The 26,924-nt window shown below is 70.2% G+C and carries 24 protein-coding genes; 16 read left to right on the top strand and 8 right to left on the bottom strand.

Going from position 1 to position 26,924, the window contains the following annotated elements; all coding sequences use genetic code 11:
- Positions 1-3 precede the first annotated feature (3 nt).
- A complete protein-coding gene (locus G6R20_RS02745; RefSeq protein ID WP_067712138.1) occupies positions 4-198 on the bottom strand; it encodes a ferredoxin in 195 nt (64 codons plus the stop codon).
- Between the two features lie 107 nt (positions 199-305).
- Here G6R20_RS02745 and G6R20_RS02740 point away from each other — a divergent pair, with 107 nt between their 5' ends.
- The 4 genes from G6R20_RS02740 to G6R20_RS02725 are packed head-to-tail and all read left to right on the top strand — an operon-like array spanning position 306 to position 5,066.
- On the top strand, positions 306-1,568 hold the full coding sequence (locus G6R20_RS02740; RefSeq protein ID WP_096906017.1) for an acyl-CoA dehydrogenase family protein: 1,263 nt from the start codon (positions 306-308) through the stop codon (positions 1,566-1,568).
- A gap of 1 nt (position 1,569) precedes the next feature.
- Entirely contained in the window at positions 1,570-2,640 is a 1,071-nt protein-coding gene (locus G6R20_RS02735) for an acyl-CoA dehydrogenase (RefSeq protein WP_163375506.1), read from the top strand.
- Complete coding sequence (locus G6R20_RS02730; protein ID WP_163375505.1) at positions 2,637-4,313, top strand: AMP-binding protein; 1,677 nt, start codon at positions 2,637-2,639, stop codon at positions 4,311-4,313. The genes G6R20_RS02735 and G6R20_RS02730 overlap by 4 nt, the downstream gene beginning before the upstream one ends.
- Before the next feature lie 21 nt (positions 4,314-4,334).
- Positions 4,335-5,066: a hemolysin III family protein gene (locus G6R20_RS02725; RefSeq protein ID WP_181694273.1), complete on the top strand. Its 732-nt coding sequence runs from the start codon at positions 4,335-4,337 to the stop codon at positions 5,064-5,066.
- 128 nt (positions 5,067-5,194) lie between these two features.
- Here G6R20_RS02725 and G6R20_RS02720 read toward each other — a convergent pair whose 3' ends face one another.
- Together G6R20_RS02720 and G6R20_RS02715 are read right to left on the bottom strand one after the other, a co-directional pair.
- Complete coding sequence (locus G6R20_RS02720; protein ID WP_173674834.1) at positions 5,195-6,301, bottom strand: nitronate monooxygenase family protein; 1,107 nt, start codon at positions 6,299-6,301, stop codon at positions 5,195-5,197.
- A gap of 2 nt (positions 6,302-6,303) precedes the next feature.
- On the bottom strand, positions 6,304-7,941 hold the full coding sequence (locus G6R20_RS02715) for an acyl-CoA synthetase (protein ID WP_163375504.1): 1,638 nt from the start codon (positions 7,939-7,941) through the stop codon (positions 6,304-6,306).
- An 82-nt stretch (positions 7,942-8,023) separates the two neighbouring features.
- On the opposite strand from G6R20_RS02715, the gene G6R20_RS02710 reads away from it, so the two are divergent.
- The 5 genes from G6R20_RS02710 to G6R20_RS02690 all read left to right on the top strand — a co-directional run bounded on the left by G6R20_RS02710 (position 8,024) and on the right by G6R20_RS02690 (position 13,577).
- Positions 8,024-8,830, top strand: coding sequence for a crotonase/enoyl-CoA hydratase family protein (locus G6R20_RS02710; RefSeq protein ID WP_163375503.1), 807 nt, complete (start codon positions 8,024-8,026; stop codon positions 8,828-8,830).
- A 92-nt stretch (positions 8,831-8,922) separates the two neighbouring features.
- Entirely contained in the window at positions 8,923-9,276 is a 354-nt protein-coding gene (locus G6R20_RS02705; protein WP_205475710.1) for a response regulator, read from the top strand.
- 16 nt (positions 9,277-9,292) lie between these two features.
- A complete protein-coding gene (locus tag G6R20_RS02700) occupies positions 9,293-10,537 on the top strand; it encodes a HEAT repeat domain-containing protein (RefSeq protein WP_163375501.1) in 1,245 nt (414 codons plus the stop codon).
- Entirely contained in the window at positions 10,534-11,976 is a 1,443-nt protein-coding gene (locus G6R20_RS02695) for a glycosyltransferase family 2 protein (protein ID WP_163375500.1), read from the top strand. Before G6R20_RS02700 ends, G6R20_RS02695 begins: the two co-directional genes overlap by 4 nt.
- Positions 11,973-13,577, top strand: a complete 1,605-nt coding sequence (locus tag G6R20_RS02690) for a HAMP domain-containing sensor histidine kinase (protein WP_159148064.1) — start codon at positions 11,973-11,975, stop codon at positions 13,575-13,577. The genes G6R20_RS02695 and G6R20_RS02690 overlap by 4 nt, the downstream gene beginning before the upstream one ends.
- On the opposite strand, the gene G6R20_RS02685 is transcribed toward G6R20_RS02690, so the two are convergent.
- Together G6R20_RS02685 and G6R20_RS02680 are read right to left on the bottom strand one after the other, a co-directional pair.
- A complete protein-coding gene (locus tag G6R20_RS02685; RefSeq protein ID WP_163375499.1) occupies positions 13,567-15,027 on the bottom strand; it encodes an aldehyde dehydrogenase family protein in 1,461 nt (486 codons plus the stop codon). The two genes, G6R20_RS02690 and G6R20_RS02685, sit on opposite strands and share 11 nt — an antisense overlap.
- A gap of 73 nt (positions 15,028-15,100) precedes the next feature.
- On the bottom strand, positions 15,101-16,705 hold the full coding sequence (locus tag G6R20_RS02680; protein WP_205475708.1) for an acyl-CoA synthetase: 1,605 nt from the start codon (positions 16,703-16,705) through the stop codon (positions 15,101-15,103).
- Positions 16,706-16,799: 94 nt separating this feature from the next.
- Between G6R20_RS02680 and G6R20_RS02675 the strand changes: the two genes are divergently transcribed.
- A complete protein-coding gene (locus tag G6R20_RS02675) occupies positions 16,800-17,603 on the top strand; it encodes a DUF1707 domain-containing protein (protein WP_163375498.1) in 804 nt (267 codons plus the stop codon).
- Complete coding sequence (locus G6R20_RS02670; protein ID WP_163375497.1) at positions 17,600-18,535, top strand: DUF1707 domain-containing protein; 936 nt, start codon at positions 17,600-17,602, stop codon at positions 18,533-18,535. Before G6R20_RS02675 ends, G6R20_RS02670 begins: the two co-directional genes overlap by 4 nt.
- 19 nt (positions 18,536-18,554) lie before the next feature.
- Here the strand turns inward: G6R20_RS02670 and G6R20_RS02665 are convergent, their stop codons facing one another.
- Positions 18,555-19,589, bottom strand: coding sequence for an LLM class F420-dependent oxidoreductase (locus G6R20_RS02665; RefSeq protein WP_163375496.1), 1,035 nt, complete (start codon positions 19,587-19,589; stop codon positions 18,555-18,557).
- Between the two features lie 105 nt (positions 19,590-19,694).
- On the opposite strand from G6R20_RS02665, the gene G6R20_RS02660 reads away from it, so the two are divergent.
- Genes G6R20_RS02660 through G6R20_RS02640 form a run of 5 tightly spaced genes read left to right on the top strand, consistent with a single transcriptional unit; the run spans position 19,695 to position 24,415 of the window.
- Positions 19,695-20,714 carry an OB-fold nucleic acid binding domain-containing protein gene (locus G6R20_RS02660; protein WP_240341237.1) on the top strand — a complete coding sequence of 340 codons (1,020 nt, stop codon included), beginning with the start codon at positions 19,695-19,697 and terminating at the stop codon, positions 20,712-20,714.
- Positions 20,715-20,726: 12 nt separating this feature from the next.
- Complete coding sequence (locus G6R20_RS02655; RefSeq protein ID WP_163375495.1) at positions 20,727-21,788, top strand: thiolase domain-containing protein; 1,062 nt, start codon at positions 20,727-20,729, stop codon at positions 21,786-21,788.
- Positions 21,785-22,993 (top strand): thiolase domain-containing protein, encoded by a 1,209-nt coding sequence (locus G6R20_RS02650; protein WP_163375494.1) that lies wholly within the window; start codon positions 21,785-21,787, stop codon positions 22,991-22,993. The genes G6R20_RS02655 and G6R20_RS02650 overlap by 4 nt, the downstream gene beginning before the upstream one ends.
- On the top strand, positions 22,990-23,508 hold the full coding sequence (locus G6R20_RS02645) for a nuclear transport factor 2 family protein (protein WP_163375493.1): 519 nt from the start codon (positions 22,990-22,992) through the stop codon (positions 23,506-23,508). The genes G6R20_RS02650 and G6R20_RS02645 overlap by 4 nt, the downstream gene beginning before the upstream one ends.
- 1 nt (position 23,509) lies before the next feature.
- Positions 23,510-24,415, top strand: coding sequence for a TIGR03619 family F420-dependent LLM class oxidoreductase (locus tag G6R20_RS02640; protein WP_163375492.1), 906 nt, complete (start codon positions 23,510-23,512; stop codon positions 24,413-24,415).
- A 31-nt stretch (positions 24,416-24,446) separates the two neighbouring features.
- On the opposite strand, the gene G6R20_RS02635 is transcribed toward G6R20_RS02640, so the two are convergent.
- Both G6R20_RS02635 and G6R20_RS02630 read right to left on the bottom strand, forming a co-directional pair.
- On the bottom strand, positions 24,447-25,463 hold the full coding sequence (locus tag G6R20_RS02635; protein ID WP_163375491.1) for an alpha/beta hydrolase: 1,017 nt from the start codon (positions 25,461-25,463) through the stop codon (positions 24,447-24,449).
- A 186-nt stretch (positions 25,464-25,649) separates the two neighbouring features.
- Positions 25,650-26,894 carry a cytochrome P450 gene (locus tag G6R20_RS02630; protein WP_096906029.1) on the bottom strand — a complete coding sequence of 415 codons (1,245 nt, stop codon included), beginning with the start codon at positions 26,892-26,894 and terminating at the stop codon, positions 25,650-25,652.
- Between the last annotated feature and the right edge of the window lie 30 nt (positions 26,895-26,924).

Here is a 26,924-nt window from a genome sequence, read left to right as displayed (position 1 = left end):
CGGTCACTCCGCGGCCTTCAGCGCGGCCATCGGGCACTTCTCCACAGCCTTGAGTGCGCGCTTCTGCAGGTCCTCGGGGACCTCGTCGACGATCACACGCACGACCTCGTCGTCGTCGTTCAGCTCGAAGACCTTCGGCGCCAGGCCGACGCACACGGCCTGCCCCTCGCAGCGGTCGGGATCGACTTCAATCCTCATGCCGTCCTCCTCGGTCGCACCCACGGCCACCATGGCCGCGAGATGGTTGGGTACTATGTGAGACACGACACTAGAACGTGTTCCACTCACCGATGAGCTTAGGGCATATGGACATCACCTACACCACCGACCAGGAACGTCTGCGCGGGGAGTTGCGCGAGTATTTCTCGGCACTGATGACCCCTGAACGACGCGAGGCCTTCACCTCCACCACCGGCGAGTACGGGCACGGCGACGCGTACCGCGAGATCGTCGCGGAGATGGGCCGAGACGGCTGGCTGACACTGGGGTGGCCCGAAGAATTCGGCGGGAAGAACCGGCCGATGATCGAGCAGCTCATCTTCACCGACGAGGCCGCGATCGCCGGCGTCCCGGTGCCGTTCCTCACCATCAACTCCGTGGCGCCCACCATCATGGCGTTCGGCTCCGACGAGCAGAAGAACTACTTCCTGCCCCGGATCAGCCGCGGTGAGCTGCACTTCGGCATCGGCTACTCCGAGCCGGACTCCGGCACCGACCTCGCGTCGCTCCGCACGCGGGCGGTCCGCGAGCCCGGGACCGGTGAGCACGAGGGCGGCGAGGTCTACCGGATCAACGGTCAGAAGATGTGGACGTCGCTGGTGGCGTACGCCGACTGGATCTGGCTGGCCGCGCGCACCGATCCGGACGCCAAGCGCCACAAGGGCATCTCCATGATCATGGTGCCCACCGACGCCGAAGGCTTCTCGTGGACCCCGGTCCACACGATGGCCGGCCCGGACACCAGTGCCACCTATTACCAGGACGTGGTGGTCCCGGCGAGCAACCTCGTGGGCCCCGAGCACGGCGGCTGGCCGCTCATGACCAACCAGCTCAACCACGAGCGCGTCGCCCTGACCTCGGCGGGGCCGCTGCAGGCCTCACTGCGGCAGGTCGTGCAGTGGGCGCGCACCACCCGCTCGGCGGACGTCGGCATGCCCGGGGACGGCACCGTCATGGACAACGAGTGGGTGCGGACCCACCTGGCCCGCGTCCACGCGATGGCCGAGTACCTGGCCCTGCGCAACTGGGAGATCGTCTCCGCGGACACCGCCGCGCCCACCCGCATCGCCGCGTCGGCGACCAAGGTGTACGGGACCGAGACGGCGTGCGAGGCCTACCGGTTGCTCATGGAGGTCCTCGGATCGAGCGGCTACCAGCGCTCCCACTCCCCGACCGCCGCCCTGCACGGGCGCATCGAGCGCCTCCACCGATCGGCGCTCATCCTCACCTTCGGGGGCGGCACCAACGAGGTGCAGCGCGACATCATCGCCACCGCCGGATTGGGGCTGCCCCCGGCGCCACGTGTCGCCCCCGCGCCGTCCGCCAGCACCGCCCGGAAGGAGCGCTGACATGGATTTCTCCGTCGACGACACCACCGCGGAGCTGACCGCCCTCGTCCGGGACATGGGCGAGCGTCTGGTCACCGACGACTCCCTGCGAGAACTCGACGCCCGGTTCGGCCCCGGCACCGAGTCCGGCGGAACCGACCGCGGGACCGCCCGGTTCCACGCCCGCTACTGGGAGGAACTGGTCCGGGCCGGCGTCCCGGCCGCCCTCGCCCCGGAGTCGCTCGGCGGCGCCGGACTGGGGGTGATCGGCGAGGCCCTGGTCCTACGCGAGTTGGGTCGGGTTGTCGCCCCGGTCCCCCTGTCCCCCGCGATCCGCGCGGCCCACCTGCTCGAGGCGGCCGGGCAGACCGACCGCGCCACCGCCGTGGCGGAGGGGCGCGAGATCGCCGCTGTCGCCGACGGCTGGTCCGGCTCCGCACCGGAGGTGGACTGGGCGCCGATCGCCGATGTGATCGTCCGGTCTTCGGCCGACGGCCTACACGTGACTGACGGCGCGGCGGTCACCGTGGAACGCACGGTCCCCGTCGACTACTCGTGCAGCGGGCTCGTCACCGGTGACCCCGGTGCCGCCACCGCGCTCGCCGCCGGGGCGCTCGAGTTCGATGCCCTGCGCCGCCGCGTCCACCTTGCCGCCCACCAGTGGGGCGTGATCGAGGCCGCGCTCGAGCGCACCGCAGCGTACGCGAGCACCCGCCACCAGTTCGGTCGCCCCATCGGCACGTTCCAGGCCGTCGCCGCCCGCCTGGCGGACGGGTCCATCGACGTCGACGCCGTCCGGTTGAGCACCCTGCGCGCCGCCTACGAACTCGACGCCTGTAGCGGCGACCCCGGCCCGACCGCACACGCGGCGGTGGCCTCCGCCCACTTCTGGGCCTGCGACGCCGGCCACCGCCTCGCCCACACCGCCGTGCACGTCCACGGCGGCGTCGGGCTGGACCGCTCCGAGCCCGCCCACCGCTACTTCCTCGCCGCGAAGGCCGACGAGTTCCGCCTCGGCGGCGCCACCCGGCAACTGCTCGACCTGGGCGACGTGCTGGCCACCGCGGGCGACCCCTGGGAGTACTCGGCGTGAGCGGCGCGGTGAAGACGATCGCGGACGTCGCCGCCCAGCCGTTCACCTCCGTCGCCGACGCGGTGCACGCCCTGTCCGCCGTCGGCGACCGCGGAATCTGGTCCGAAGGCCGGCTCACGCCCTGGTCGGAGGCCGTCGGTGCGGTGGCCGTGCGGATCGCGGCGCTACGGGAACTGATGACCTCGTCGTCGTCATCGTCGTCGTCGTCACCACCGGCACGTCCCCACGTCGGCCTCCTCCTGGCCGGCACGCCCGAGTACCTCCACCTGCTCGGCGCGGCGGCATGCTCGGAGCTCGTCGTGGCCGGGCTCAACCCCACGCGGCGCGGCGAGGCCCTGATCCGGGACGCCGCGCTCGCCGACTGCGCGCTCATCCTCACGGACACCGACAACGCCGCACTGCTCGACGGGCTCGACCCCGGCGTGCCCGTGGTCTCCGTCGACTCCCCCGAGTGGACCGCGCTATTGGAGCGCCACGCCGACGCGGCGCTCCCCGAGGTGGCGGACGTGCCAGCCGGCCCCGACGACCTGGTCGCGCTGGTGTTCACCTCGGGCACGAGCGGCGACCCCAAGGCCGTCCGGATCACGCAGAGCAAGATCTCCGTGCCCGGCCGCATGCTCGCCGAGAGGTTCGGGATCGGCGCGGACGACTGCGTGTACAGCGCGATGCCGCTGTTCCACTCCAACGCCGTGATGGTGGCGTGGCCGATCGCCCTGTACTCCGGATGCTCGATCGCCCTGCGGCGTCGCTTCTCCGCCTCCAACTGGCTCGACGACGTCCGGCGACACGGATGCACCTTCGCCAACTACGTCGGCGCGCCGCTCTCCTACATCCTGGCCACCCCCGAGCGGCCCGATGACGCCGACAACCCCATGCGTGTGGTCTACGGCAACGAGGCCCCGGCCGACGTGCGCCGCGAGTTCGCCCGACGCTTCGGCGTCACCGTGGTGGACGGGTTCGGTTCCAGCGAGGGCGGCATCTCCGTCACCCGTACGCCCGGGACCCCCGACGCCGCGCTCGGTCCACTGCCGGACGGGGTGCGGATCGTCGACCCGGAGTCCGGGGACGAGTGCCCCCGCGCCCGCTTCGACGACGCCGGTGTCCTGCTCAACGCCGACGAGTCCGTGGGTGAGATGGTCGCCGACGGGCCGGGCCTGTTCTCCGGGTATTACGGCGACCCCGCCGCCGACGCCGAGAGGATGCGCGGCGGCCGGTTCCACTCCGGCGACCTCGCGTACGTCGACGACGACGGATGGGTCTACTTCGCGGGCCGGTCCGGTGGCTGGATGCGCGTGGACGGGGAGAACCTGGCGGCGGCTCCGATCGAACGCGTACTGCGGCGACACCCCGATGTGGCCGAGGTCGGCGTGTACGCCGTGCCGGCGGAGACGGTGCGGGGCCCGGCCGTCATCGGCGACGCCGTCGCCGCGGCGGTGGTGCCTCGCGAGGGTGCAGAAGCCTCGGCCCTGGCGGGCGGGTTCGGTGATTTCCTCGCCGCCCAACCCGACCTCGGGCCCAAGCAGTGGCCGTCGCTGCTCCGGATGACCGCCGCGCTACCACGGACGGCCAGCTTCAAGTTCCGGGCCCGCGACCTCAGCTCGCTGGGCGCCGAATCGGCCGGGGACAGGGTCTGGGTCCGCGCCGACGGTGCGGGGGCCTTCACCCCCGGGTGAGGTCGTCGGTAGGTTTGGCGTGTGGACCACGCCGTGAACCCCGACCTGCAGCATCCCGCCGGCGACGGCATCAACGCCGATGCCGTCGCCGCCGACGACGACTTCGGTATCTCCGCGCCCGTTCCGCCCAAACCGCTGCTGCGGGGGTGGATTCACGCCGGCACCCTACCCGTCGCGATCGCGCTGGGCGTCGTGCTCACCGTGCTCGCCGAGGGGACCGCGCTGACCTGGGCCTGCGCCGTGTTCCTGGCGACCTCGACCCTGCTGTTCGGGATCTCGGCCCTGTATCACCGGGTGAACTGGGGGCCACGCGCCGCAGCCCTGATGCGCCGTCTGGACCACTCCAACATCTTCCTGCTCATCGCCGGGACGTACACCCCCATGACGGTGGCGGCACTCGAGCCCCCGACCACCCAGATCCTGTTGACACTCGTGTGGTCGGGCGCCCTGCTGGGGATCCTGTTCCGCCTGTTCTGGCTGTCCGCGCCGCGCTGGCTGTACGTCGTCCTGTACATCGGCCTCGGCTGGACCGCGGTGTGGTTCGCCGGCGACCTCATCACCGCCAACCTCGCGGCCGTCATCCTGGTCATGGTCGGTGGCGTCGCCTACACCGGCGGCGCGGTGGTCTACGGCCTCAAGCGACCCGACCCGGCCCCCGGCGTCTTCGGTTTCCACGAGGTGTTCCACACGTGCACCGTGATCGCGTTCGCCTGCCACTGGGCCGCGATGCTGCTGTTCGTCCTGACCAGCTGATGACCTGCTGACGACCTGACGGCCGAGAATCCGCTATCCCGATTCCCGATCTGCTACCCGAATTGGGCTGGCGGATCCGGAATCGGAGTAGCGGATCTGGCCGATGACGGCGAGACGGGCCCGTCCGGTCAGGCCAGGGTCGCGCGCAGTCGCTCGACGGCGGCCTCGTACTCGGCGACGATCTGCGCCATCGTCTCGGCCACGGGCACCACGCCCTCGAGGGAGCCGATGATCTGTCCTGCCGGCATGGCCACGACCTCGGGATCCTGCGCCTCGGAGATCCGCTGGTGAGCCTCCGCGACGAGGATGTTCTGCAGCGGCATGGGCAGCGGGTCCGGCGCGTCGGCGGCGGCCCATGCCTCGGTCCACTTGCTCTTGAGCAACCGCGCGGGCTTGCCCGAATAGATGCGCGTGCGGACGGTGTCGCGGCTGGTCGCGGCCACGAGTGCCTTCTGCATGGCCTGCGACCCGCCGTCCTCGGCGTACTCGGCGGCCGTGAGCCAGCGCGATCCCATCCAGGCGCCCTGCGCGCCCATCCCGATCACGGACGCGACCTGGGTCCCGTCGCCGATGCCACCGGCGGCCAGCACCGGGGCCCGGCCGTCGAGGGCCTTGACGATCTCGGGGACCAGCACCATCGTCGCGACGTCGCCGGTGTGACCTCCCGCCTCGCCGCCCTGGGCGATCACGATGTCCACTCCGTTGTCGACGTGGGCCAGGGCGTGCTTGGTGGCGCCCGCCAGCGCGGCGACCTTCATCCCGTTCTCGTGGGCGAGGTCGATGATGTGCTTCGGCGGCGAGCCCAAGGCGTTGGCGATGAGCACCGGCCGGTGCTTGAGGGACATCTCCACATGCGACTGGGCCACCGAGTGCAGCCACCCGATCACCCCTGCGTTGTGCTCGGCGTCATCGCCGAGCGGCGGGACGCCGAGGTCGTCGAGGACCCGCGAGACGAACGACTTGTGCTCCTCGGGGATCATCGCGGCGATGTCCTCCGGGCTCCCCTCGGTGGGGACCTTGTTGGGCATGACGATGTCCACCCCGTAGGGCTTGCCGTCGGTGTTCTCGTCCATCCAGGTGAGCACCTCGTCGAGCTCCGCGGCGTCGTTGTACCGAACGCACCCGAGCACGCCCATGCCGCCGGCACGGGTCACGGCGGCCGCGACGGCCTTGGACGGGGTGAACGCGAAGACCGGGTACTCGATCCCGAACTCCTCCGTGAGGGAAGTGCGAATGCTCACTTGCTGATCTCCTGGCTGTCGTCTGCGGGGCGGGACGCGGCGATGTCCGCGGCCCACCGGTAGTCGGGCTTGCCCGCGGGATTGCGCTTGACCGAGTTCTCGACCCAGACCGCGCGCGGGCACTTGTAGCGGGCGATCTCCGTGCGCGCGTGCTCGTTGATCTCCTCGATGGGCGGGCACTTGCCGTCCCGGGTGTGCAGCACGGCGGCGACCTTCTGCCCCATCCGCTCGTCGGGGACGCCGATCACCAGCGCGTCGAACACGTCGGGGTGCGTCTTGAGGGCCGCCTCGACCTCCTCCGGGTGCACCTTCTCGCCGCCGGTGTTGATGGACACCGAGCCGCGGCCGAGCATCGTGACGGTGCCGTCGGACTCGACCCGGGCGTCGTCGCCGGGGATGGAGTAGCGCTTGCCGTTGTATGTCTTGAACGTCGCCGCGGTCTTGGCCTCGTCCTTGTAGTACCCCAGCGGGATGTGACCGGTCCGGGCCACCTTGCCGATGACATCCGACCCGGGCTGGATCTCGTTGCCGTCGTCGTCGAGGACCGTGGTCTCGCCGTCGATCTTCACGCGCGGACCGCCGGTGTGGGTCTTGCCCTTCTCCGCCAGGGCGATGCCCGAGAAGCCCGTCTCGGAGGAACCGATGGAGTCCGAGATCATCGCGTTCGGGAAGGCCTCGATGAACTGATCCTTGACCGAGGGCGAGAAGAGGGCGGCGGAGGACCCGATGTAGAAGAGTGACGAGGGATCGTACTTCTCCGGATCCCACGCCTCGATCATCGGACGCGCCATCGCGTCACCGGTGATGAACATCAGGTTGATCTTGCGGTCGGTGACCGTCTGCCAGATCGTCTCCGCGTCGAATTCCGGGATGAGCACACTCGTGTGCCCGGCGAACAGGGCCATGAGGATCGCCCACTGGGCTCCGCCGTGGATGAGCGGCGGCAGCGCGGCCCGGACCAGGACCCCGCCGTCGACGGCCTTGTTAGCCAGCTCCCACTCGTCGGCGACCCGCTCCCCCGTGAGGAAATCGATGCCACCGCCCAGGACCATGAACACGTCCTCCTGGCGCCACATGACGCCCTTCGGCGAACCCGTGGTGCCACCCGTGTACAGCATGTAGATGTCGTCGTTCGAGCGCTCGCCGAAGTCCCGCTCCGGGGACTGCGCCGCCAGGGCGTCCTCGTAGTGCGCCACGGAGACGCTCTCGGGGACCACCGGGTCCGGTCCGTCGGTCCCGTCCTCGAACACCAGGCAGTGCCGGACCCCCGGGGTCCTGGGCAGGGCCTCGGCCAGGGTCTGCGAGTACCGCCGCTCGTGGATCACCGCGACGGCGTCGGAATTGTCGAGGAGGTACTCGAGCTCGGCAGGGACGTAGCGGAAATTCACGTTGACCATGACCGCGCGGATTTTGAAGATCGCCACCATGGCCTCGACGGCCTCGATGGTGTTGCGGCTGTACACCGCGACCTTGTCATCGGGCCCCACCCCCACCGACTGCAGGTGGTGGGCGAGTCTGTTGGCACGGTCCTCGAACTCCCGGAAGCTGAGCTCACGATCACCTTGGACGAGCACGAGCCGGTCGGGGACACGGTCCACGCTGTGTTCTACGAGATCTCCGATGGTGTACGCCATGACCCCAAACTAGAACGTGTTACCTTCCCGTGGTGTGGGTTACATCGAACCCGGCATAAAGAAATCCTCCAGGAGGCCCCAGATGACCAGCGTCGCGACGCCCGAGGACCAGCATCTGCTCACCGAGCGGCGTGGGCACGTCCTGATCGTCACCATGAACCGCCCCGAGGCCAGGAACGCCCTGTCGGGGCCGATGATGCGGGGCATGGAGGCCGCCTGGGATCTGGTGGACTCCGACCCCGACATCCGGGCGTGCATCCTCACCGGCGCGGGCGGGTTCTTCTGCGCGGGCGCCGACCTCAAGGCCATGAACTCCGACGCCCCGGGGGACAAGTTCGCCGGCGGCGGCTGGGATCTCACGACGCTCCCGGCCCTGCTCAAGGGCCGCCGGCTGAGCAAGCCGCTCATCGCCGCGGTCGAGGGGCCGGCCATCGCGGGCGGGACCGAGATCCTGCAGGGCACCGACATCCGCGTCGCCGGACGGTCCGCGAAGTTCGGTGTCTCCGAGGCGCGGTGGGGCCTGTACCCGCTCGGCGGTTCGGCGGTCCGGCTCGTGCGCCAGATCCCGTACACCGTCGCGATGGAGGTCCTCATGACGGGCCGCCACCTCACCGCGGAGGAGGCCGAGCGTTTCGGGCTCATCGGCCACGTGGTCGACGACGGATCGGCCCTCGACAAGGCCCTGGAGATCGCCGACCTCATCGCCGCGAACGGTCCGCTGGCGGTCCGGGGGATGATCGAGACCATCCGTCGCACCGAGGGCATGCACGAGGAGGAGGCCTTCCGCGTCGACGCCGAGGTGGGCGGGCGGGTCTTCGCCTCCGCCGACGCGAAGGAGGGCCCGCGGGCGTTCGCCGAGAAGCGCACGCCCGAGTTCCGGGGGGAATGACCTCGCCCCGTCGGGTCTGTCGATAAAGTCGGCACGACGACCAGAGAACAGAGGGGCGGGGCGAACCAGTGACAGGACCAGGGCCGCGGGTCGTGATCGCCGACGACGACGACGACATCCGTGAGCTCGTCGCCTTCAAGCTCGACAACGCGGGATACGAGATCCGCACCGCCCGCGACGGGGTGGAGGCCCTCGAGGCGATCACGAGCTTCGCCCCGTCACTGGCCATCCTCGACATCATGATGCCCGGCCTGTCCGGGCTCGACGTCCTCCGTCGCCTGCGGGACGGTGAGGGCCCGAAGGACTGCCGCGTCCTGCTGCTCACCGCCCGAGCCCGGGATGCCGAGGTCGACGCGGGGTTCGCGGCGGGCGCCGACGACTACGTCATCAAACCCTTCAGCCCCCGGGAGCTCCTCCGCCGGGTCGACGCGCTGCTCGGCCGGTAGAACCGCGGACCGCCCGGTGCTCCTCTCGTACGACGACCCCTCGCCCTCCCTGCTCGACGACGTCGCGCCCGAGGTCGCGTCCGGCGTCCTCACCACATCGCTGTGGATCCTGGTCGCCTCCATCGCCGTGCTGATCCTCGTGATGGTGTGGGCTCACGCGGCGCGGATCAGCCGCGGTCGTCGCGTCGAGCGCATCCTGCGGCCGATCCGGCCGCGACTGCTCGCGCTCGCCGCGGACGAGGAGCCGGAGGGCGAGCCCCCCGGGAGGCTGAGCCGATACCGGGCGCGGGTGGTCGACCGCGCGGTACTCGACCTGCTCGGCAAGGTCCGTGGCGGTGCCGTCACCGCGCTGGTCGACATCCTCGACGGGCACGGCACCGTCGACGGTGCACTCCGCGGTGTCCGCTCGTTGTCGGCCACCACCAGGGCCCGCTCGGCACAGGTGCTCGGGGCGACGCGGCGGCCCGAGCACGCGGCCCCCCTGGCGGGGCTGCTCACGGACCGCGACCGCGCCGTGCGTTCGACCGCCGTGCGCGCCCTCGGGGTGCTCGGTGACGCGACCTACGCCGACGCGGTGTTGCGCGCGGTGCGCGAGGTCGGGGGCATCTCCGGGGTGCCCTCCCACGTCGCCGCGGACGCCCTGTTGGCCATGGGCGACGACGTCCGCGAGGCGGTGCGGCGCGGTCTCGACGACCCGGACCCCGGTGTGCGGTACGTCGCCGCCACCGTCGCGGCCCGCGGCGGTATGGCCTCCCTGCTGCCCCGCATCCTGCACCTGTTCCGCACCGACCGGGACGAGCGGGTACGTGCGGCCGCCGCGCGCACGCTCGGGATGATCGGGGACGGCCGGGTCATCGACGATCTCGGGCGGGCCCTCGGGGCCCACGAGTCGGCGACCGTGCGACTGGCCACCGCCACCGCCCTCGGTGAACTGGGCGCCCCGGCCGCGATCCCGCCCCTTCGGACCGTTCTGGCCGATCCCGACCGGAGACTGGCCGAGGTGGCCGCCGGCGCGCTCGCCTCCCTCGGCCGGAGGGGCGAGGCCGTCCTCGTCGACGCCCTGGAACGCGGCACCATCCCGTCGGAGATCTCCGTCCGGGACACCTCAGTGGTGTCGGAGGACGACCTGGCCGCACTCGCCTCGCTGGGGGCGGTGACCGCCTTCGGAATCCGGGAGCGCAGGCCCGACCTGTACGACCTCGCCACGAGTGCTCGGCGGGCCGGCGAACTCACCCATCACGACGAGGAGCCCACCCCGTGATCGAGACACTCCGCGTGGCGATCGCGACGCTGCTGGATCTGATCGCCTGGCCCATCCTCTTCTACTTCCTGCTCATCAACTCCTCGTACCTGGTGCTCGTGATCGCCGCTGCCGTGGACTTCCGGAGCACGCGTCGTCGTCGTCGTCATTCCGGTCGTGTCGAACGTCTCGGCAGCCACACGGCGCCGGGGGTCTCCGTGGTCGTCCCTGCCTACAACGAGGAGGCCGGTATCGTCGAGGCCGCCCGGTCACTCCTCGGACTGCGTTACCACCGCCACGAGGTGATCGTCGTCAACGACGGGTCCTCCGACGGCACCCTGCGCGTCCTCACGGAGGCGTTCGACCTGGTCCGGGCGGACCGCGAGGTGCCCCACGACGTCCCGACCCGACAGGTGCCCCGCGGGCTCTACGTGCCACGCGACGGGTACACCCGGCTCACGGTCATCGACAAACCCAACTCGGGGCGCTCTGACTCCATCAACGTCGGGATCAACACCGCGGTGGAGGACCTCATCATCTGCGTCGACGGCGACTCGCTGTTGGACCCCGACGCCCTGCTCATCGTCACCGAACCGTTCGCAGACGACCCGCTCCGCACCGCTGCCACCGGCGGTGTCGTGCGGGTCGCCAACGGCTGCACGATCCGATCCGGACAGATCGTCGACGTCAGAATGCCACGTAATCTCCTCGCCCAGATCCAGGCGCTCGAGTATCTGCGGTCGTTCTTCCTGGGCCGGTCAGGATGGTCCAAGCTGCGGGCGCTGATCCTCATCTCCGGCGCCTTCGGCTGTTTCCGACGCGACCTGCTCGTGGAGGTCGGGGGACTCGACCCCGACTCCATCGGCGAGGACTTCGAGCTCGTCATGCGTCTCCACCGCCTGCTCCGCGAGCGCGATCAGGACTACCAGGTGACGTTCGTGCCCGAACCGGTGTGCTGGACAGAGGTGCCGGAGACCCTGAAGGTTCTCGGCAAGCAACGCGCGCGATGGCACCGCGGGCTCTGGGAGACGTTGGTCAAACACCGCGTGATGTTCGGCAATCCGCGATACGGACGGGCCGGCACGCTCGCCGTCCCCTACTACTGGGCTTTCGAACTGTTCGCGCCCCTCATCGAGGCGGTCGGCCTGGTGCTCATGGTCCTGGGGTTCGTCCTGGGCCTGGTCAATCCCACCACCTTCTGGTTGTTCCTCGCCGTGGCCTACGGGTATGCGATCGTCGTCGCACTCACCGCAGCCGCCGTAGACGAGGTGTACTTCTCTCGTTACCACCGGTTCGGGAGCATGCTCTCCCTCATCGCCTCGTCGGTCCTCGAGAACATCGGCTACCGCCAGCTCCACGTCATCTGGCGCCTCCGGGGCTGGTGGCAGGCGCTGCGCGGGAGCGAGCAGCAGTGGGGCGTCATGACGCGCCGCGGCTTCTCCACGGAGGGGGCGTCGTGACGGAAGCAGCGACGACCCCGGATTCCGGACGACCCGCCGAGAAGGTCTCCGAGGTCCTGCGCCGCAAGAGCCGCAGCATGCTCGTCCTCGTGGTGGTGATCGCGCTGCTGGGGCCCACCCTCCTGCTGGTCCAGTTCTACTTCTCCCAGCGCACCAGCTCCATCTATACCCCCGTCGTCGACACCACCAGCCGGTTGGTGATCGCGATGCGCTGGGCCCAGTCGGATCTGCGGATGGATCGCGCGTACGGCCTTCCCGGCGCGGAGGACAGGTTGCGGGTACTCGAGACGGACTCGCGGGAGGCACTGACCGAGCTGCAGCGTCTGGTCGGCGACGACGACGTCTTCTCCCCCGCCCTCGGTAAGCTCACTTCCGCTTCCGAGTCGTGGTGGCGCTACGCCGAGGCGGTCGTCGGGACGACACCCGACCTGCCACCCGGGTCGACCCCGATCAGCCAACAGGAGACCATCGACGCGGTCATGGACTTCACGGCGATGGTCACCGCCGCCGACACGCTGCTCTCCGCGGCCATGGACAAGCGGGCGGAGATGCGCACCTGGCGGACGGTCACGCTGTGGAGCGAGTCCGCGCTGACCTTCGTGATCATCTTCCTGGCCTCCACCGCGATCATCCGTGACACCCGCCGGACCGCCCGGACGATCGTCGACCCCATCGAGAAACTCGCCGACGTGGCCCGGAACGACACCGAGGGCGGACGAGGGGCCCGCGCCCGCACCGACGAGGGCCCGACGGAGGTCCGCGCGCTCGCCGCGGCGTTCAACGTGCTGTTGGACGCCAGAGATGACTACGAGGCGGGCCGGGAGGAGCACGTCCGCAGGCTCGAGGAACTGGACCGGCAGAAGGACGACTTCGTCTCGACGGTGAGCCATGAACTCCGGACGCCGTTGGCCTCGATCATCGGCTACACCGAGATGCTCTGCGACGGCGACGGCGGCGACCTCACTCCCGCCCAGCACCGCCTGGTCTCGGTGGTCCAGCGCAACGCGGACCGGCTCAAGGGACTGATCGAGGACCTGCTCACGCTCAGCCGGATCGAGGCCAGGGGTCTCGACATCGACCACGACCGGCTCCGCCTCGACGCCGTGGTGGGCCACGTCCTCGAGTCGCTCGGACCCGTGGCCGCCCGCGCCGGGCTCACTCTCGCGGAGCGGGTCGAGCAGGCCGAGGTCACGGGCGACTCGCTGCAGCTCGAGCGGGCGGTGACCAACCTGGTGAGCAACGCCATCAAGTTCACCCCGGAGGGCGGATCGGTCACCGTGACCCTCACCGCGGAGGACGACGTGGCGACCGTCTCCGTTGCCGACACCGGCATCGGCATCCCCGAGGCCGAGCACGAGCACCTGGGGACACGGTTCTTCCGGTCGAGCACCGCCCAGCGTGGGTCGATCCCCGGGACCGGGCTGGGATTGAGCATCGTCCAGGCGATCGCCGAGGGTCACGACGGCGGCCTGGATTTCGACTCGGCGGAGGGCGAGGGCACCACCTTCCGGCTGACCGTGCCGCTGCACCACGTCAGCGCCCCCGGGGACCGCGGCCTGGGACGCAGCGGCCTCGGGGGCGGGCCCCCCGCTACAGCTTGAGCCGTGTCCGTACCTGCATCGCCCTCAGGTATCCCGAGGCCATCCGCTGCTTGTCCTTGGTGAACGGCGGCACCATCATCTCCGAGACGTTGTAGGCGAACGAGTGGTGCGCGACCGCCCGCTCGTGGGTGAACGTCCGGAAGCCGTAGTGGCCGTGGTACCCGCCCATCCCCGAGTTGCCGACGCCGCCGAACGGGATGGCGGACGAGGCCATGCCGATCCCGAAGTCGTTGCCGTAGATGTTGCCGGAGCGGGTGCGGTCGGCGACGGTCTCGAAGCGGTCGTTTCGGTCCCCGTACCAGTACAGGACGAGCGGGCTGGGCCGGTCGTTGACGTAGCGGATCGCCTCGTCGAGGCCCCTGTAGCCGAATACCGTGAGGACGGGGCCGAACACCTCCTCGGAGTCGATCTCCATGTCCGGGGTCACGCCGGTGAGCAGGGTGGGCGCGATCTTGCGGCCGACCGGGTCGGGCAGCCGTTCGCCGGCCGGCGCGGCGTCGCGTTTGCCGGCGCCCTTCCCCACCGCGTCGTCGATCAGCCCGACGATCCGCTCGTAGTTCGAGGTGTTGACGGTCGCCGTGTACTCGGGGTTGCCGACGATGGCCGGGAGGGTGGTGCGCCACTGGTCGAGCACGGTGTCGCAGAACGCGTCCAGTCGGTCCTCGGGGACGAACACGTAGTCGGGGCACATGCACACCTGACCGCCGTTGACGAGGCGGGAGGACGCGATGCTGCGCGCAGCCCGGTCGATATCGGCACTGCTGTCGACGAGGACCGGGTTCTTGCCGCCCAGTTCGAGGGTGACGGGGGTGAGGTTCTCCGCGGCGTCCTTGGCGACGGACTTGCCGACCCCGGGCGAGCCGGTGAAGAACAGGTGGTCGAAGGGCAGGACCGAGAAGTCCGAACCACGGCCGTGTTCGGGTCCGGCGATCGCGAGTTCGTCGACGGCGAAATACTCCGGTGCCAGCCGGCACAGGGCCTCGGTGGTGTGCGCGGTGACCGAGGACGGCCGGATCATCACCCGGTTGCCGGCGCCGAGGGCGGAACCGGCGGGCACGATCGTGAGGTACAGCGGGAAGTTCCACGGTCCGATGATGCCGACGACCCCCTTGGGGTCGTGTCGGACCTGTTGGGTGAAGCCCACCGCCTCCAGGGCTCGGGACACGCGCGTGGGGCGCATCCACTTCTTGATGTTGCCGCGCTGGTGGTCCAGGTCGGGGATGGAGGAGGCGATGTCGGTGAGGGTGGAGAAGGTCTCCGGCCGGGAGCCGTAGTCCTCGCGCATCGCCTCGGTGAGGTCGGCGGCGTTGTCCAGGACGAGGCTTTTGAGGCGCAGGATCCGGTCCCGGCGGATCTTCACGCCCGGCTGGGGATCGGCGAGGAACGCCTGTTGTTGCCGCTCGAGGATCTGCGCGAGCGTGAGATCGCGCGCGGTGGGGGTTCTGGTCATGCGTCCAGGGTAGAACGCGTTCTCGACGCGCGTCGGGGATCCGACGACGACGAGGGCCCGCCCCTGCCCAGACCTACTTCGCGTCCGCCCAGTACGGATACTTCAGCGTGCGCTTCATCAGTTTCCCGTTGGCCTGGCGGGGCAGCTCGTCCACCACATCGATCGACCGCGGCATCTTGAACTTCGCCAGCCGACCGGACAGGTCCTCGAGGATGTGTGCCTTGAGCTCGTCGGACTCGGGGTAGCCCTCGGCCAGTTCGATGACGGCCTTGACCTCCTCACCCCAGTCCTTGTGCGGGATACCGAACACGGCGGCGTCGCGGACCGCCTCGTGGCGGGTCATCTCCGACTCGATCTCTGCCGGGTAGATGTTCACGCCGCCGGAGATGATCATGTCGTTCTTGCGGTCGCACAGGAACAGGTAGCCGTCTTCGTCCACGTAGCCGATGTCGCCCATGGTGAAGAGCTCGCCGACGTAGGTCTTCGCGGTCTTCTCCTTGTCCTGGTGGTACTCGAACTTCGACCCGTGCATCTGCAGGTACACATTGCCGATCTCGCCGGTGGGCAGCTCGTTGCCGTCGTCGTCGAGGATCTTCAGGGTGGTGGTCTTCCACGGCCGCCCCACGCTGCCGGGCTTGCGCAGCCATTCCTCGCCGGTGATGGTGCACCCACCGCCCTCGGTCCCGGCGTAGTACTCGGTCAGGACCGGGCCCCACCAGTCGAGCATGGCCTGCTTGACGTGCTTGGGGCACGGCGCGGCGCCGTGGACGATCGTGCGCAGGCTGGACACGTCGTACTTCGCGCGCACATCCTCCGGCAGCTCCAGCAGCCGCGAGAACTGCGTCGGCACCATGTGCGACTGGGTGACGCCGTGGGCGTCGATGAGTCGCAGCATCTCCTCGGGCGTCCACTTGTCCATGAGCACCACGGCCTGGCCCAGATTGAGCGAGATGGTGACGAAGTTGAGCACGGCCGTGTGGTAGAGCGGCGAGCCACAGATGTGGACGTTGTCCGGCGCCTGGATGTCGAAGCCGGCGAAGAAGTAGTAGTTGGGGACCGTCACTTGATCCGGCGAGGCGCCGGTGAGGGGGCGCCGCACGCCCTTGGGGCGGCCGGTGGTGCCGGAGGTGTACAGCATGGGGCCGCCGAGGGTCCGCGACGACGGCAAGGGGTCCTCCCCCGCGGCTGGGACCGTGAGCTCAGGCAGCGGACGGAATCCGGGAACCTCACCGATGGCGTAGCAGCGGGCGGGGTCGAGCCCGGCCTCCCCGGCGGCTGCGGTCGCGACGTCGGCGAACCGGGTGTCCGCGATGAACACCGTCGATCCCGAATTCTCGAGGATGTACGCCACCTCGGGGCCGGTCAGGTGCCAGTTCGCCGGGGCCACGTAGAGCCCGATCTCCATGGCCGCGTAGTAGACCTCGAGGAATTCAATGCTGTTCGGCGCCAGCAGGACGATGCAGTCACCGGTCTCCAGTCCGAGCTCGCGCAGACCCCGGGCGTAGCCGTGGGCGGCGTCGGCGAGCTGGCCGAAGGTGACCTGCCGACCGCCCGCCTCGATTACGGCGATGCGGTCCGGATCCGCCTCGGCGATCCGGTAGACGCTGGTCACGTGCTCGCCGGTCCGCGGATCCAGGATTCCGGCGTCGGCGGGGACGGAAGGCGTGGGTGCACTCATGACCCCATAGTAGAACGTGTTCTATCGCGATGGCGGGCTTTCCCGGCGACCGTGACCAGACCACGGCGAGCCGCCGGTGGTTACCCTCCTGCCCATGGCGCAGCATCGGATCCGCGCGAGCGACCCCCAGCGCGTCGCGGCGTGGGAGCAGCTCGACGCCGCCGCTGCAGATGGGCGCCTCGCCCCCCTGGATCACCTTCACCTCGGGTGGCAGGTGCGGTCGAGCGGATACGTCGATGAACTCCGGGCGATCCTCGCGGACCTGCCGGCCCCGGCCCGGTCGCCTTCCGAGGTGGCGGGCACCCGCTCCACTCCGGTCGCCCGGTCCCGCCGCGCGCCACGCGACCCGCTCGACACCGCCAAGTTGGTCGGCGCCTCGACCGTGGCGGGGCTCGCCCTTGTCGCCGGCGGGGTCCTCGCGCTGCGAGACGGTGCGTTCGCCGGCCTCGTCGGCGGCACCGAGGACACGATCACCTCGAGCAGCGTCGATGAGGTCATCTCGTCTGCGCGTGCGAGGTTCGGCGACGCTCGTGTGGCCTCGCTCGACATCAGGGGCGACTACGCCCTCCTCCTCATCGAGGATCCGGCGGACCCCGGGGCGGTCGACTCGTGGCGACGCGACGACCTGGGCGAGTGGGCCGCCGAAGGGGAGGCTTTCCGCCCCGTTGACGACCTCTCCGTTGCAATGGAGTCCATCGATGTACCGGCCGCCCTGGAGGCGGCTCGGGCCTCCGCGGCGGAGAACGGGCTCTCGGACGCAGATCTCGTGGGGATCGACGTGGGCCCGGACGCGCTCGCCCAGCCCACATACGAGATCACCGTGGGTCGTGAGGGTGACCGCGGGCACATAGTGGTGGGGCACGACAGGATCGTGAGAGAAGTCGGCGTCCCCCGATGAGCGCACCGCCCCCGCCCCCCGGTGGGCCCGCCCCGGAGCCGGCCACCGAGGACCGCAGGCGAGCCGTGTGGCAGATCCTGGACAACGCCTACACGGACGGCCGGATCGGCCCCCTCGAACATGGCGAGCGCAGCCGCGACGCCGCCCTGTCGACCACCCGCGACGACCTCGACTCACTGGTGGCCGACCTCAACAGGCGCTTGTTCGAACTGGAGGTACGCAGCCGGGGCCTGTCAGCCGACACCCCGCTCTCGGTACGGCGGACCAACGCGCGCGAGCGGATCGTCGCGAAGCGACCGCCCGGGCCTTCGACGCGGGGGCCGGCGGGGCGCAGGCGCCTGGCGAGCGGACTGCTGCGCGCGGTCCTGGCCAGCGCATTGGCCGTCGGCCTCATCGCCGGCCTGGACCACCTCGCCGGGAACACACCCTCCCCGGCCGGCGACACGGTGGACCGCCCAGCCTCCGTCGAGGTGATCCGCACGGCACCGGGACCACTGCTCACCGCCGAAGGGGTGACCCGCGTCATCGATGCCGCACGCGACCAGCTCGACGACCCCACCGTGGAGCGGCTCGTCATCGAAGGCGACACCGCGCACCTGAGCCGCCCCGATCCGGACGATGCGGAGGCGACGCTGCACCACACCTTCCACGGTCGATGGCGGGACGGGATCACCAGCCGGCTGCCCGCGTCGCCCGGTTTCCCTGTGGCCACGGTGGACGCGGAGACCGTGCTGTTCGCGATCGAGGCGACGCCCGCCCTGTTGGGAGCGCCCGGGGCGGTTCCGGACAGGGTGGTGATCTCCCCGGGTTCACCCCCCTCCGGCTCCGGGCCCCCGCCCGTCTACGCGGTCAGAGTCTCGCTCACGGACCGACCCGGCTGGGTCACGGTCGGCCCCGGTCGCGAGATCCTGGAGGTCGGCGACGGCGGTTGACCCCCGGGACCGGCCCACGTCAGTCGATGAACTGCGCGATCGTCTCGATCTCCTCGACCGACCGGGCGGTCACCACGAGCATGGTGATGCCCGCGGCCTCCCACTCGGCGATCTGCGACCGCACCGAGTCGGCATCACCGATGATCGCGGTGGCCTCGACCATCTCGTCCGGGACCGCGGCGGTGGCCTCGTCCTTGCGGCCGGAGCGAAACAGTTCGGTGATGCGGTCCACGTCGTCGCCGAAGCCCATGCGACGGAACGCCTCGGCGTGGAAGTTCTTCTCCTCGGCGCCCATGCCGCCCGCGTACAGGGCGGTGAACGGCTTGTACGCGTCGAGGACGCCGCGGCGGTCGTCCGTCACGTGGAGCTGGCACAGGAAAGCCACCTCGAAGTCCTCGCGGGTGCGGCGCGCCCCGGGTCGGGCGAACCCCTCGTCGAGCCACGCGTTGAACTCGTGGGCGGTGCGCGGCGAGGCCAGGAAGCCCAGCCAGCCGTCGGCGATCTCTGCGGCCAGGGCCACGTTCTTGGGCCCCTCGGCGCCCAGCCAGATCGGCACGTCCTCGCGCAGTGGATGCAGGATCGGCTTGAGCGGCTTGCCGAATCCGGAGGCGTCGTCGCCCTGATAGGGCAGGGCGTACGCGGGGCCGTCTGAGGTGACGGGCGCCTCGCGGCGCAGGACCTGGCGGATGATGTCGATGTACTCGCGGGTCCGCGCCAGCGGCTTGGCGAACGGCTGGCCGTACCACCCCTCCACCACCTGCGGCCCGGACACACCCAGCCCCAGAGCGAAGCGTCCGCCCGACAGGTGATCGAGGGTCATGGTGCTCATGGCGGTGGCCGTGGGCGTCCGCGCGGAGAGCTGCACGACGGCCGTCGACAGCCGGATGCGCTCGGTGAGCGAGCCGTACCAGGCCAGCGGCGTGAAGGCGTCCGAACCCCAGGCCTCGGCGGTGAAGACGGTGTCGAAGCCCGCCCTGTCCGCCGCCACCACGAGGTCGGCATGGTTGGTGGGCGGCTGGGCGCCCCAGTATCCGAGCTGCAACGCGAATTTCATGGACACCAGTGTGACCCACACCTCTCCGCGGCGGGGGCGGCGACCCGGATCAGCGTGTCGGGGAAACTCACACACCGGCCGGTGGAACGTGTTCTACTTGTGCGCGTGACATCCAGAGAGATCGTTGTCGATATCACCCCACCGGACGAGCCCGTGCTCTCGGCGTCCCTGGCCCCGTCGTTCGACTACACACGGTCGACCGGCCCCGTGCTGGGAGCGTTCTTCACCGGCCTACGCGAGCGACGCCTGGTCGGTAACCGCGATTCCCGCGGCACCGTGCACCTGCCGCCGGTCGAGTTCGACCCCCACACACGCCGGGCCCTCACGGAATCCGTGGAAGTGGGATCCGGTTCCGCGATCGAGGGCCTCGTCGTCGCATGGACCTGGGTTCCCGCTCCCACCGAGGTCAACCCGCTCGACACCCCGTTCGCGTGGGCGCTCGTGCGGTTCGACGGCGCGGACACCGCCATGCTCCTGCCGCTGGCCGCCGACGGCCCCGACGCGGTGAGCACCGGGATGCGTGTCCGCCTGCGGTGGGCCGCCGAGCGCACCGGCACCATCCACGACATCGCGTGCGTGGTCCCCGCCGACGCGCCGGGTGACACCGGAGGCGACGACGACGAGGTCCCGCGGTCCGAGTCCGAGCCCGTCACCATCGTGGTGACGCCGATCGGACTGTCGGTCACCCACACGGCCGGACCCGCCGAGAGCGAGTACCTGCGCGCGATCGTGCAGGGCAAGGTGCTGGGGCGGCGCCGCTCCAACGGCCCCGAGGTCTACGTGCCCCCGCGTGACTACTGCCCGTCCGACGGCGTGGCCATGGGCGAGTACGTGGAGGTCTCCGACATCGGCACGGTGACCACGTTCGGCATCGTCAACGTGCCGTTCGCCGGCCAGGAGATCAAGCCCCCGTACGTCACCGCCTACATCCTGCTCGACGGCTCCGACGTCCCCATCCAGCACCTGGTGCTGGGCTGCGAGGCGTCCGAGGTGCGGATGGGGATGCGCGTGCGCGCTGTGTGGACGCCCGAGTCCGAACGGCCCGCCTCGATGAAGGCCATCGCCCACTTCGAGCCCACCGGCGATCCCGACGCCGATCCCGACACCTATGCCGATCACCTGTAGAGGACACCACCCGTGACCCCCAACGCTCCCCGGGACGTGGCCGTCGTCGGATTCGCCCACGCCCGCCACACCGAGTCCACCTTCGGCACCACCAACGGTGTCGAGATGCTCGCCCCCGTCTTCGCCGAGTGCTACCGGCAGACCGGACTGGACCGCACCGACATCGACTTCTGGTGCTCCGGCTCGTCCGACTACCTGGCCGGCCGCGCCTTCTCGTTCATCTCCGCCGTCGACTCCATCGGCGCGGTCCCCCCGATCTCCGAGTCGCACATCGAGATGGACGCCGCATGGGCGTTCTTCGAGGCCTACCTCAAGATCGCCTCCGGCCAGGCCGACACGGCCCTCGTCTACGGGTTCGGCAAGGCCTCGGCCAGCACCGACCTCGACACCGCCCTGGCGCTGCAACTCGACCCCTACACCGTCGCCCCGCTGTGGCCCGGCCGGCACCACGTCGCCGCCCTGCAGGCCCGCGCCGGCATCGACGCCGGCCGGTGGTCCGAGGCCGAGATGGCCGCCGTCGCCGCCCGCGCCACCGGCCGCGACGAGACGGACCTTCTCGCCGAGCCGTACGTGGCCGACCCGCTGCGTCAGCACGACTGCCCTCCCGTCACCGATGGCGCCGGCGCCATCATCCTCGCCTCCGCCGACCGGGCCCGTGAGCTGGTCGACACCCCGGCGTACATCACCGGGATGGAGCACATCGCCGACTCCGCGGAGTTCGGCGCCCGCGACCTGACAGACTCCCCGTCCGCACGCGCCGCCGCCGTCCGCGCGACCGGTTCGTCCGGGAACCGCCCCGACCTCGGCGGTGTCTCGGTGGCCGAGCTCCACACCCAATACACCCACCAGGAGCTCCTCCTGCGCGGTGCGCTGGGCATCTCCGACGACGTCGCCGTCACCCCGTCCGGCGGCTCGCTGCTCGCCGACCCGCTGTTCTCCGCGGGGCTCGAGCGCATCGGCTACGCCGCTCACAGCATCTGGGAGGGCCGCTCCGAGCGCGCGCTCGCCCACGCCACCAGTGGCCACCTGCTGCAGCAGAACCTCATCTGCCTCCTGGAAGGACGCACCGCATGAGCGCTCCCGCATCCGGAACCCACGGCTCCGGTCTGCCCGCCGCCGTCCTCGGGACCGGCCAGACCCACCACGTCGCCCGCCGCACCGACGTCTCCATGGCCGGGCTCTGCCGCGAGGCCATCGATGCCGCCATGATCGACGCCGGGGTCGGCTGGGACGACATCGACGCCGTGATCGTCGGCAAGGCCCCCGACCTTTTCGAGGGCGTCATGATGCCCGAACTGATGATGGCCGACGCTCTCGGCGCCGTCGGCAAACCGCTGCTGCGCGTCCACACGGCCGGGTCCGTCGGCGGCTCGACCGCTGTCGTCGCCGCGTCCCACGTCCAGTCCGGCCGCTACCGCCGGGTCCTCGCCGTGGCGTGGGAGAAGCAGTCCGAATCCAACGCCATGTGGGCGCTCAGCCTGCCGGTCCCGTTCACCGCACCCGTCGGGGCCGGCGCGGGCGGCTACTTCGCCCCCCACGTGCGCTCCTACATCCGCAAGACCGGAGCCCCCGAGCACGTGGGCGCGATGGTCGCGGTGAAGGACCGCCTCAACGGCTCGGTCAACCCGCACGCCCACCTCAAGCAGCCCGACATCTCCGTGGACAAGGTGCTCCAGGGACAGATGCTCTGGGACCCCATCCGGTTCGACGAGACCTGCCCCTCCTCCGACGGCGCGTGCGCGATCGTCATCGGCGACGCCGAGGCGGCCGAGGCGGTGGAGTCCGCCGGCCGACAGGTCGCGTGGGTCCACGCCACCGCGCTGCGTACTGAGCCGGGAACCTTCGCCGGTCGCGACTACGCCAACCCCCAAGCCAGCCGCGACGCCGCCGCCGCCCTGTGGGCCGAGGCCGGGATAACCAACCCGGCCGAGGAGATCGACGCGGCCGAGATCTACGTGCCGTTCTCCTGGTTCGAGCCCATGTGGTTGGAGAGCCTCGGTTTCTGCGCGGAGGGCGAGGGGTGGCGCATGACCGAGTCCGGCGCCACCGCGCGCGACGGCTCCCTGCCGGTCAACCCGTCCGGCGGCGTGCTGTGCTCGAATCCCATCGGCGCGTCCGGCATGCTCCGCTTCGCCGAGGCCGCCCGCCAGGTGATGAACCGGGCGGACGAGCACCAGATCCCCGGCGCGCGCAAGGCCCTGGGCCACGCCTACGGCGGCGGGTCCCAGTACTTCTCCATGTGGGTCGTGGGGACCGACCGTCCGGAGCGTCACTCATGAGCAACCCCTATCTGGACGCCAACGGGCAGTACCGCCCGCTCGAGATGAGCGACGCAGCGCTGGCGAGTCCCGCCTACACCGCCGCGCGCCGCTCGTGGGCCGCGACCAACGCCGGCGATCGCGACGCGTGGATCGCCGGCTGGAATCCCGAGGGCACCATCGAGGATCCCGTGGGACCGTCGATGTTCGACGCCGAGGGCATCGGCCACACCGGCACCCAGCGGCTCCTGGAATTCTGGGAGAAGGCCGTGGCCACCCCGGATCACATCGAGTTCCGGTTCGACCGCGGGATCGCCGCGGGCGACGAACTCCTCTGCGTCGGCACCATGCGCACCCACATGGGCACCAGCATCATGGAGATCGACATCGCCGTGGACTACCGCGTCGACGCCCAAGGCCGGCTCGTGAACCTTCGTGCCTTCTGGGAACAGGACGTGGCCATGGTCTCAGGACTGCGTCCGCTGACCGACGACGACCGGGCGGCCATCACCGGTGCCGTCACGAAGGACGCCTGACATGGCACGCGTAGCGGACGTCGAGTTCTCCGTCCCCGTCTCCTTCTCCCCCGTCGACCAGTACCTCGACATCGCACGCGGCGCCGAGGCCGCGGGCATCGACCGGATTGTCCTGCCCGACTCGCTGTTCCACCCGCGGCGTCAGGACAAGGACTACCCGTACACGCCGGACGGCTCCCGGATGTGGGACGAGAACACCGAATGGGTGGAGCCGCTCATCGCCTGCGCCGCGATGGGTGGCGCGACCTCCCGGATCCGCTTCTGCCCGCAGGTGCTCAAGGTGGGCCCGCGCAACCCCCTGCTGCTCACCCGGCAGGTGGGTTCGGTCGCGTTGCTCACCGGCAACCGGCTGGACCTCGGCGTGGGCATCGGCTGGGACCCCAACGAGTTCGAATGGTGCGGCGCGCCGTTCAAGGGCCGCGGCAAACGCACCGACGAGTCGCTGGCCATACTGCGTGAGGGTCTGCGCGGCCAGTGGATGGAGTTCCACGGCGACCACTTCGACTTCGACGAGCTCATTTTCACCCCGGCGCCGTCCGAGCAGGTCCCCTTCTACGTGGGTGGCCACACCGAGATCGCGCTCAAGCGCGCCGCCCGCGTCGGCCAGGGCTGGACCAGCGCGATGATGGGGTTCGACGACATCGGCGCCACCGTGACCCGCCTGGGCGAGCTGCTCGAGGAGCAGGGGCGCTCGCTGGCCGATCGCGGCGACGGCAAGCGATTCGCCATCCAGGTGGTGTGCCTGGACCGCTACGGCTCGAAGGGCTTCGCCGAGCTGGCGGAGGCCGGCGTCACCGACATCATCGTCATGCCGTGGCTGATCGAGGGCCACGGGTACGACTGCACGGCCGAGCAGAAGATCGAGTCGATCGCCCGCTTCGGCGAGAAGTACGGCCTCACGCCCTAGTTGCACGGGGCGCTTCGGCGCGTGATGCCCCTCAGGCGGGCAGGTGCGCAGCGACGTCGTCCAGGCAGGCGAGGATCTCCCGGTGCGTGTCCTGCGTGGCCTCGAGGTGCATGAGGTGTCCCGCCGGCGCCGTGATCGCGCGGACCATCCGCACGTCGTCGTGGTAGCGGTCGAGCTTGGTCAACGGGTCGCGGCCGTGGAAGCCCTCGAGGTCCGGGTCGTGCTCGGAATAGAGGAAATAGAAGGGCACGGGATTGGTCTGCCGCTCGAACTCCTGTCGCGCGTTCCAGCTGACGTCCATCGCCCGGTACCACTGCAGTGGCCCCGCGAACCCGGTGCGCGCGTACTCCTCCTCGTAGGTGTCCATCTCCTCGACCGACAGCCACGGCCACGGCAGCGGTGGCGCCTCGGGCAGCGCGTCGAGATAGGTGGAGCCGGGCGGATGCTGCCACACGTCGAGGTAGTGATAATCCGCCGACAATGCCCAGAAGACGCGGGTGAGGAATTCACGCTCGCGCCCCGCCAGGTCGGCCTCGGCCACACCGGGCTGCGCGAAGTAGTGCAGGTGGAGGAAGTGCTTCCGCGCCATCATCGCCGACCCCTCCAGGGGCGGGACCGACCCGGCGGTGCTCATGAACGGGTTCTCCATCCCGATCACCGCGCGGACCCGCCCGGGTTCGAGGTGGCACGTGTCGTAGGCGACGCCGGCGCCGAAGTCGAAGCCCACCAGTACCACCCGGCCCGCGTCCTCGGCATCGCAGACGGCCACCACGTCGTCGACGACCTCGCGCGGGGCGTACGCCGCGACGTCCGTGGGCGCGTCCGACCCACCCATCCCGCGCAGATCGGGGGCGATGACCCGCCAACCCGCCGCGGTCAGGTCGGGGATCAGGCGGTGCCACGTGAACCAGAAGTGCGGGAAACCGTGCAGGAGGACCACGGTCCCGGGGCCGTCGCCGGTCGGCGCCGTGGCGGACCGGGGGTCGGGGTCGGCGACCACGTAGTGCAGTCGGACGCCGTCACGGTCGACGGTGCGGTGGTCGATCATGGTGATCACCTTGCCTGTTCGATGGGGCCGACGGGATCGGTTCGGGGTGTGTGCGAGGTCGGACGACGACGCCGACGACGACAAGGTCACCCCTCCCCCGAGACGAGAGCCCCGGCCCGGCCTGCGGAACAGGCGGGACCGGGGCTGACCGGCCGGGGGCCGGGTCTGGCTGCTCGCTGTGTCAGGTCAGTGCATGACCGGGCATTTGAAGTCGACCTTCCAGTCCTGGATGGCGTTGAGCCAGCCCGAACGCAGACGCGTCGAGTCCCCCAGCGAGGTGATGTCCGGCATGTGATCGGCGATCGCGTTGAAGATCAGCTCGATCTGCAGCTTGGCCAGGTTGGCGCCGATGCAGTAGTGCGGGCCGTTACCGCCGAACGTCAGGTGCGGGTTCGGGTCGCGGGTGATGTCGAACGTGAACGGATCGGAGAAGACGTCCTCGTCGAAGTTCGCCGAGCCGTACATGATCGCGGCACGGTCACCCTTCTTCATGGTCACCCCGCCGATCTCCACATCCTCGGTGGCGGTGCGCTGGAACGAGGTGATCGGGGAGGCCCACCGCAGGATCTCGTCGTAGGCGGTCGCCGGGCGCTCGCGCTTGAACAGCTCCCACTGGTCGGGGTTCTCGAGGAACGCGATCATCCCGTGGGTCGTGGCGTTGCGGGTGGTCTCGTTGCCCGCCACCGCGAGCAGGACCACGAACCAGCCGAACTCGTCGGAGGTGAGCTTCTCGCCGTCGACATCGGCCTGGATGAGCTTGGTGACCAGGTCGTCACGGGGGTCGGTCTCGCGCTTGGTGGCCAGCTCCTGGGCGTAGGAGAGCACCATGGCGTTGGCCATCTGCGACTCCTCGACCTTGCCGGGGACGTCGTAGCTGGTCATCTGGTTGGACCACTCGAAGATCTGGTGACGGTCCTCCAGCGGGATGCCGATGAGCTCGGCGATCGCCTGGAGCGGGAGCTCGGAGGCGACGTCGACGATGAAGTCGCCGCTGCCCTTCGCCGCCGCGGTCTCGACGATGTTCTTGGCCTTCTCGGCGAGGTGCTCGCGCATCTTCTCGATGTTGCGCGGGGTGAACCCCTTCGAGATGATCCGCCGGTACTTCTTGTGCTCCTCGCCGTCCTGGTTGATGAACAGCAGGCGGGTGAGCTCGACGATCTCCCGCTCGGTGCCGGGGGCGAAGCGCGGGATGGCGGTGTTCTCGAAGGTGGAGAAGACCTCGTTGGTCCGGCGCGAGATCTCCTTGACGTCCTCGTGCTTGGTGACGACCCAGTAGCCGTCGTCGTCGAAACCGTCGACCCCGGGGTCCTTGGCGCACCACCAGATCGGCTCGGTCCGGCGGAGGTGGGCCCACTCGGGATGCGGTAGGCGCTTCTCGTAGAGCTCCGGATCCGTGAAATCGAACCCCTCGGGAATGGTGACTGGCTGCACTGGCACTCCTTGACCACGTCTGATTGCGTC

Origin of the sequence: Dietzia sp. Alg238-R159 (assembly GCF_900537145.1) — a bacterium.
GTDB lineage: Bacteria > Actinomycetota > Actinomycetes > Mycobacteriales > Mycobacteriaceae > Dietzia > Dietzia kunjamensis.
This window is presented reverse-complemented; position numbering and strand designations above follow the sequence as displayed.

Coding starts and splice junctions, on each gene's coding strand:
- G6R20_RS02640 (WP_163375492.1), top strand. CDS start 23,510: ATGGCACGCGTAGCGGACGTCGAGTTCTCCGTCCCCGTCTCCTTCTCC.
- G6R20_RS02710 (WP_163375503.1), top strand. CDS start 8,024: ATGACCAGCGTCGCGACGCCCGAGGACCAGCATCTGCTCACCGAGCGG.
- G6R20_RS02650 (WP_163375494.1), top strand. CDS start 21,785: ATGAGCGCTCCCGCATCCGGAACCCACGGCTCCGGTCTGCCCGCCGCC.
- G6R20_RS02685 (WP_163375499.1), bottom strand. CDS start 15,027: ATGACCAGAACCCCCACCGCGCGCGATCTCACGCTCGCGCAGATCCTC.
- G6R20_RS02635 (WP_163375491.1), bottom strand. CDS start 25,463: ATGATCGACCACCGCACCGTCGACCGTGACGGCGTCCGACTGCACTAC.
- G6R20_RS02670 (WP_163375497.1), top strand. CDS start 17,600: ATGAGCGCACCGCCCCCGCCCCCCGGTGGGCCCGCCCCGGAGCCGGCC.
- G6R20_RS02745 (WP_067712138.1), bottom strand. CDS start 198: ATGAGGATTGAAGTCGATCCCGACCGCTGCGAGGGGCAGGCCGTGTGC.
- G6R20_RS02715 (WP_163375504.1), bottom strand. CDS start 7,941: ATGGCGTACACCATCGGAGATCTCGTAGAACACAGCGTGGACCGTGTC.
- G6R20_RS02665 (WP_163375496.1), bottom strand. CDS start 19,589: ATGAAATTCGCGTTGCAGCTCGGATACTGGGGCGCCCAGCCGCCCACC.
- G6R20_RS02740 (WP_096906017.1), top strand. CDS start 306: ATGGACATCACCTACACCACCGACCAGGAACGTCTGCGCGGGGAGTTG.
- G6R20_RS02645 (WP_163375493.1), top strand. CDS start 22,990: ATGAGCAACCCCTATCTGGACGCCAACGGGCAGTACCGCCCGCTCGAG.
- G6R20_RS02675 (WP_163375498.1), top strand. CDS start 16,800: ATGGCGCAGCATCGGATCCGCGCGAGCGACCCCCAGCGCGTCGCGGCG.
- G6R20_RS02735 (WP_163375506.1), top strand. CDS start 1,570: ATGGATTTCTCCGTCGACGACACCACCGCGGAGCTGACCGCCCTCGTC.
- G6R20_RS02680 (WP_205475708.1), bottom strand. CDS start 16,705: ATGAGTGCACCCACGCCTTCCGTCCCCGCCGACGCCGGAATCCTGGAT.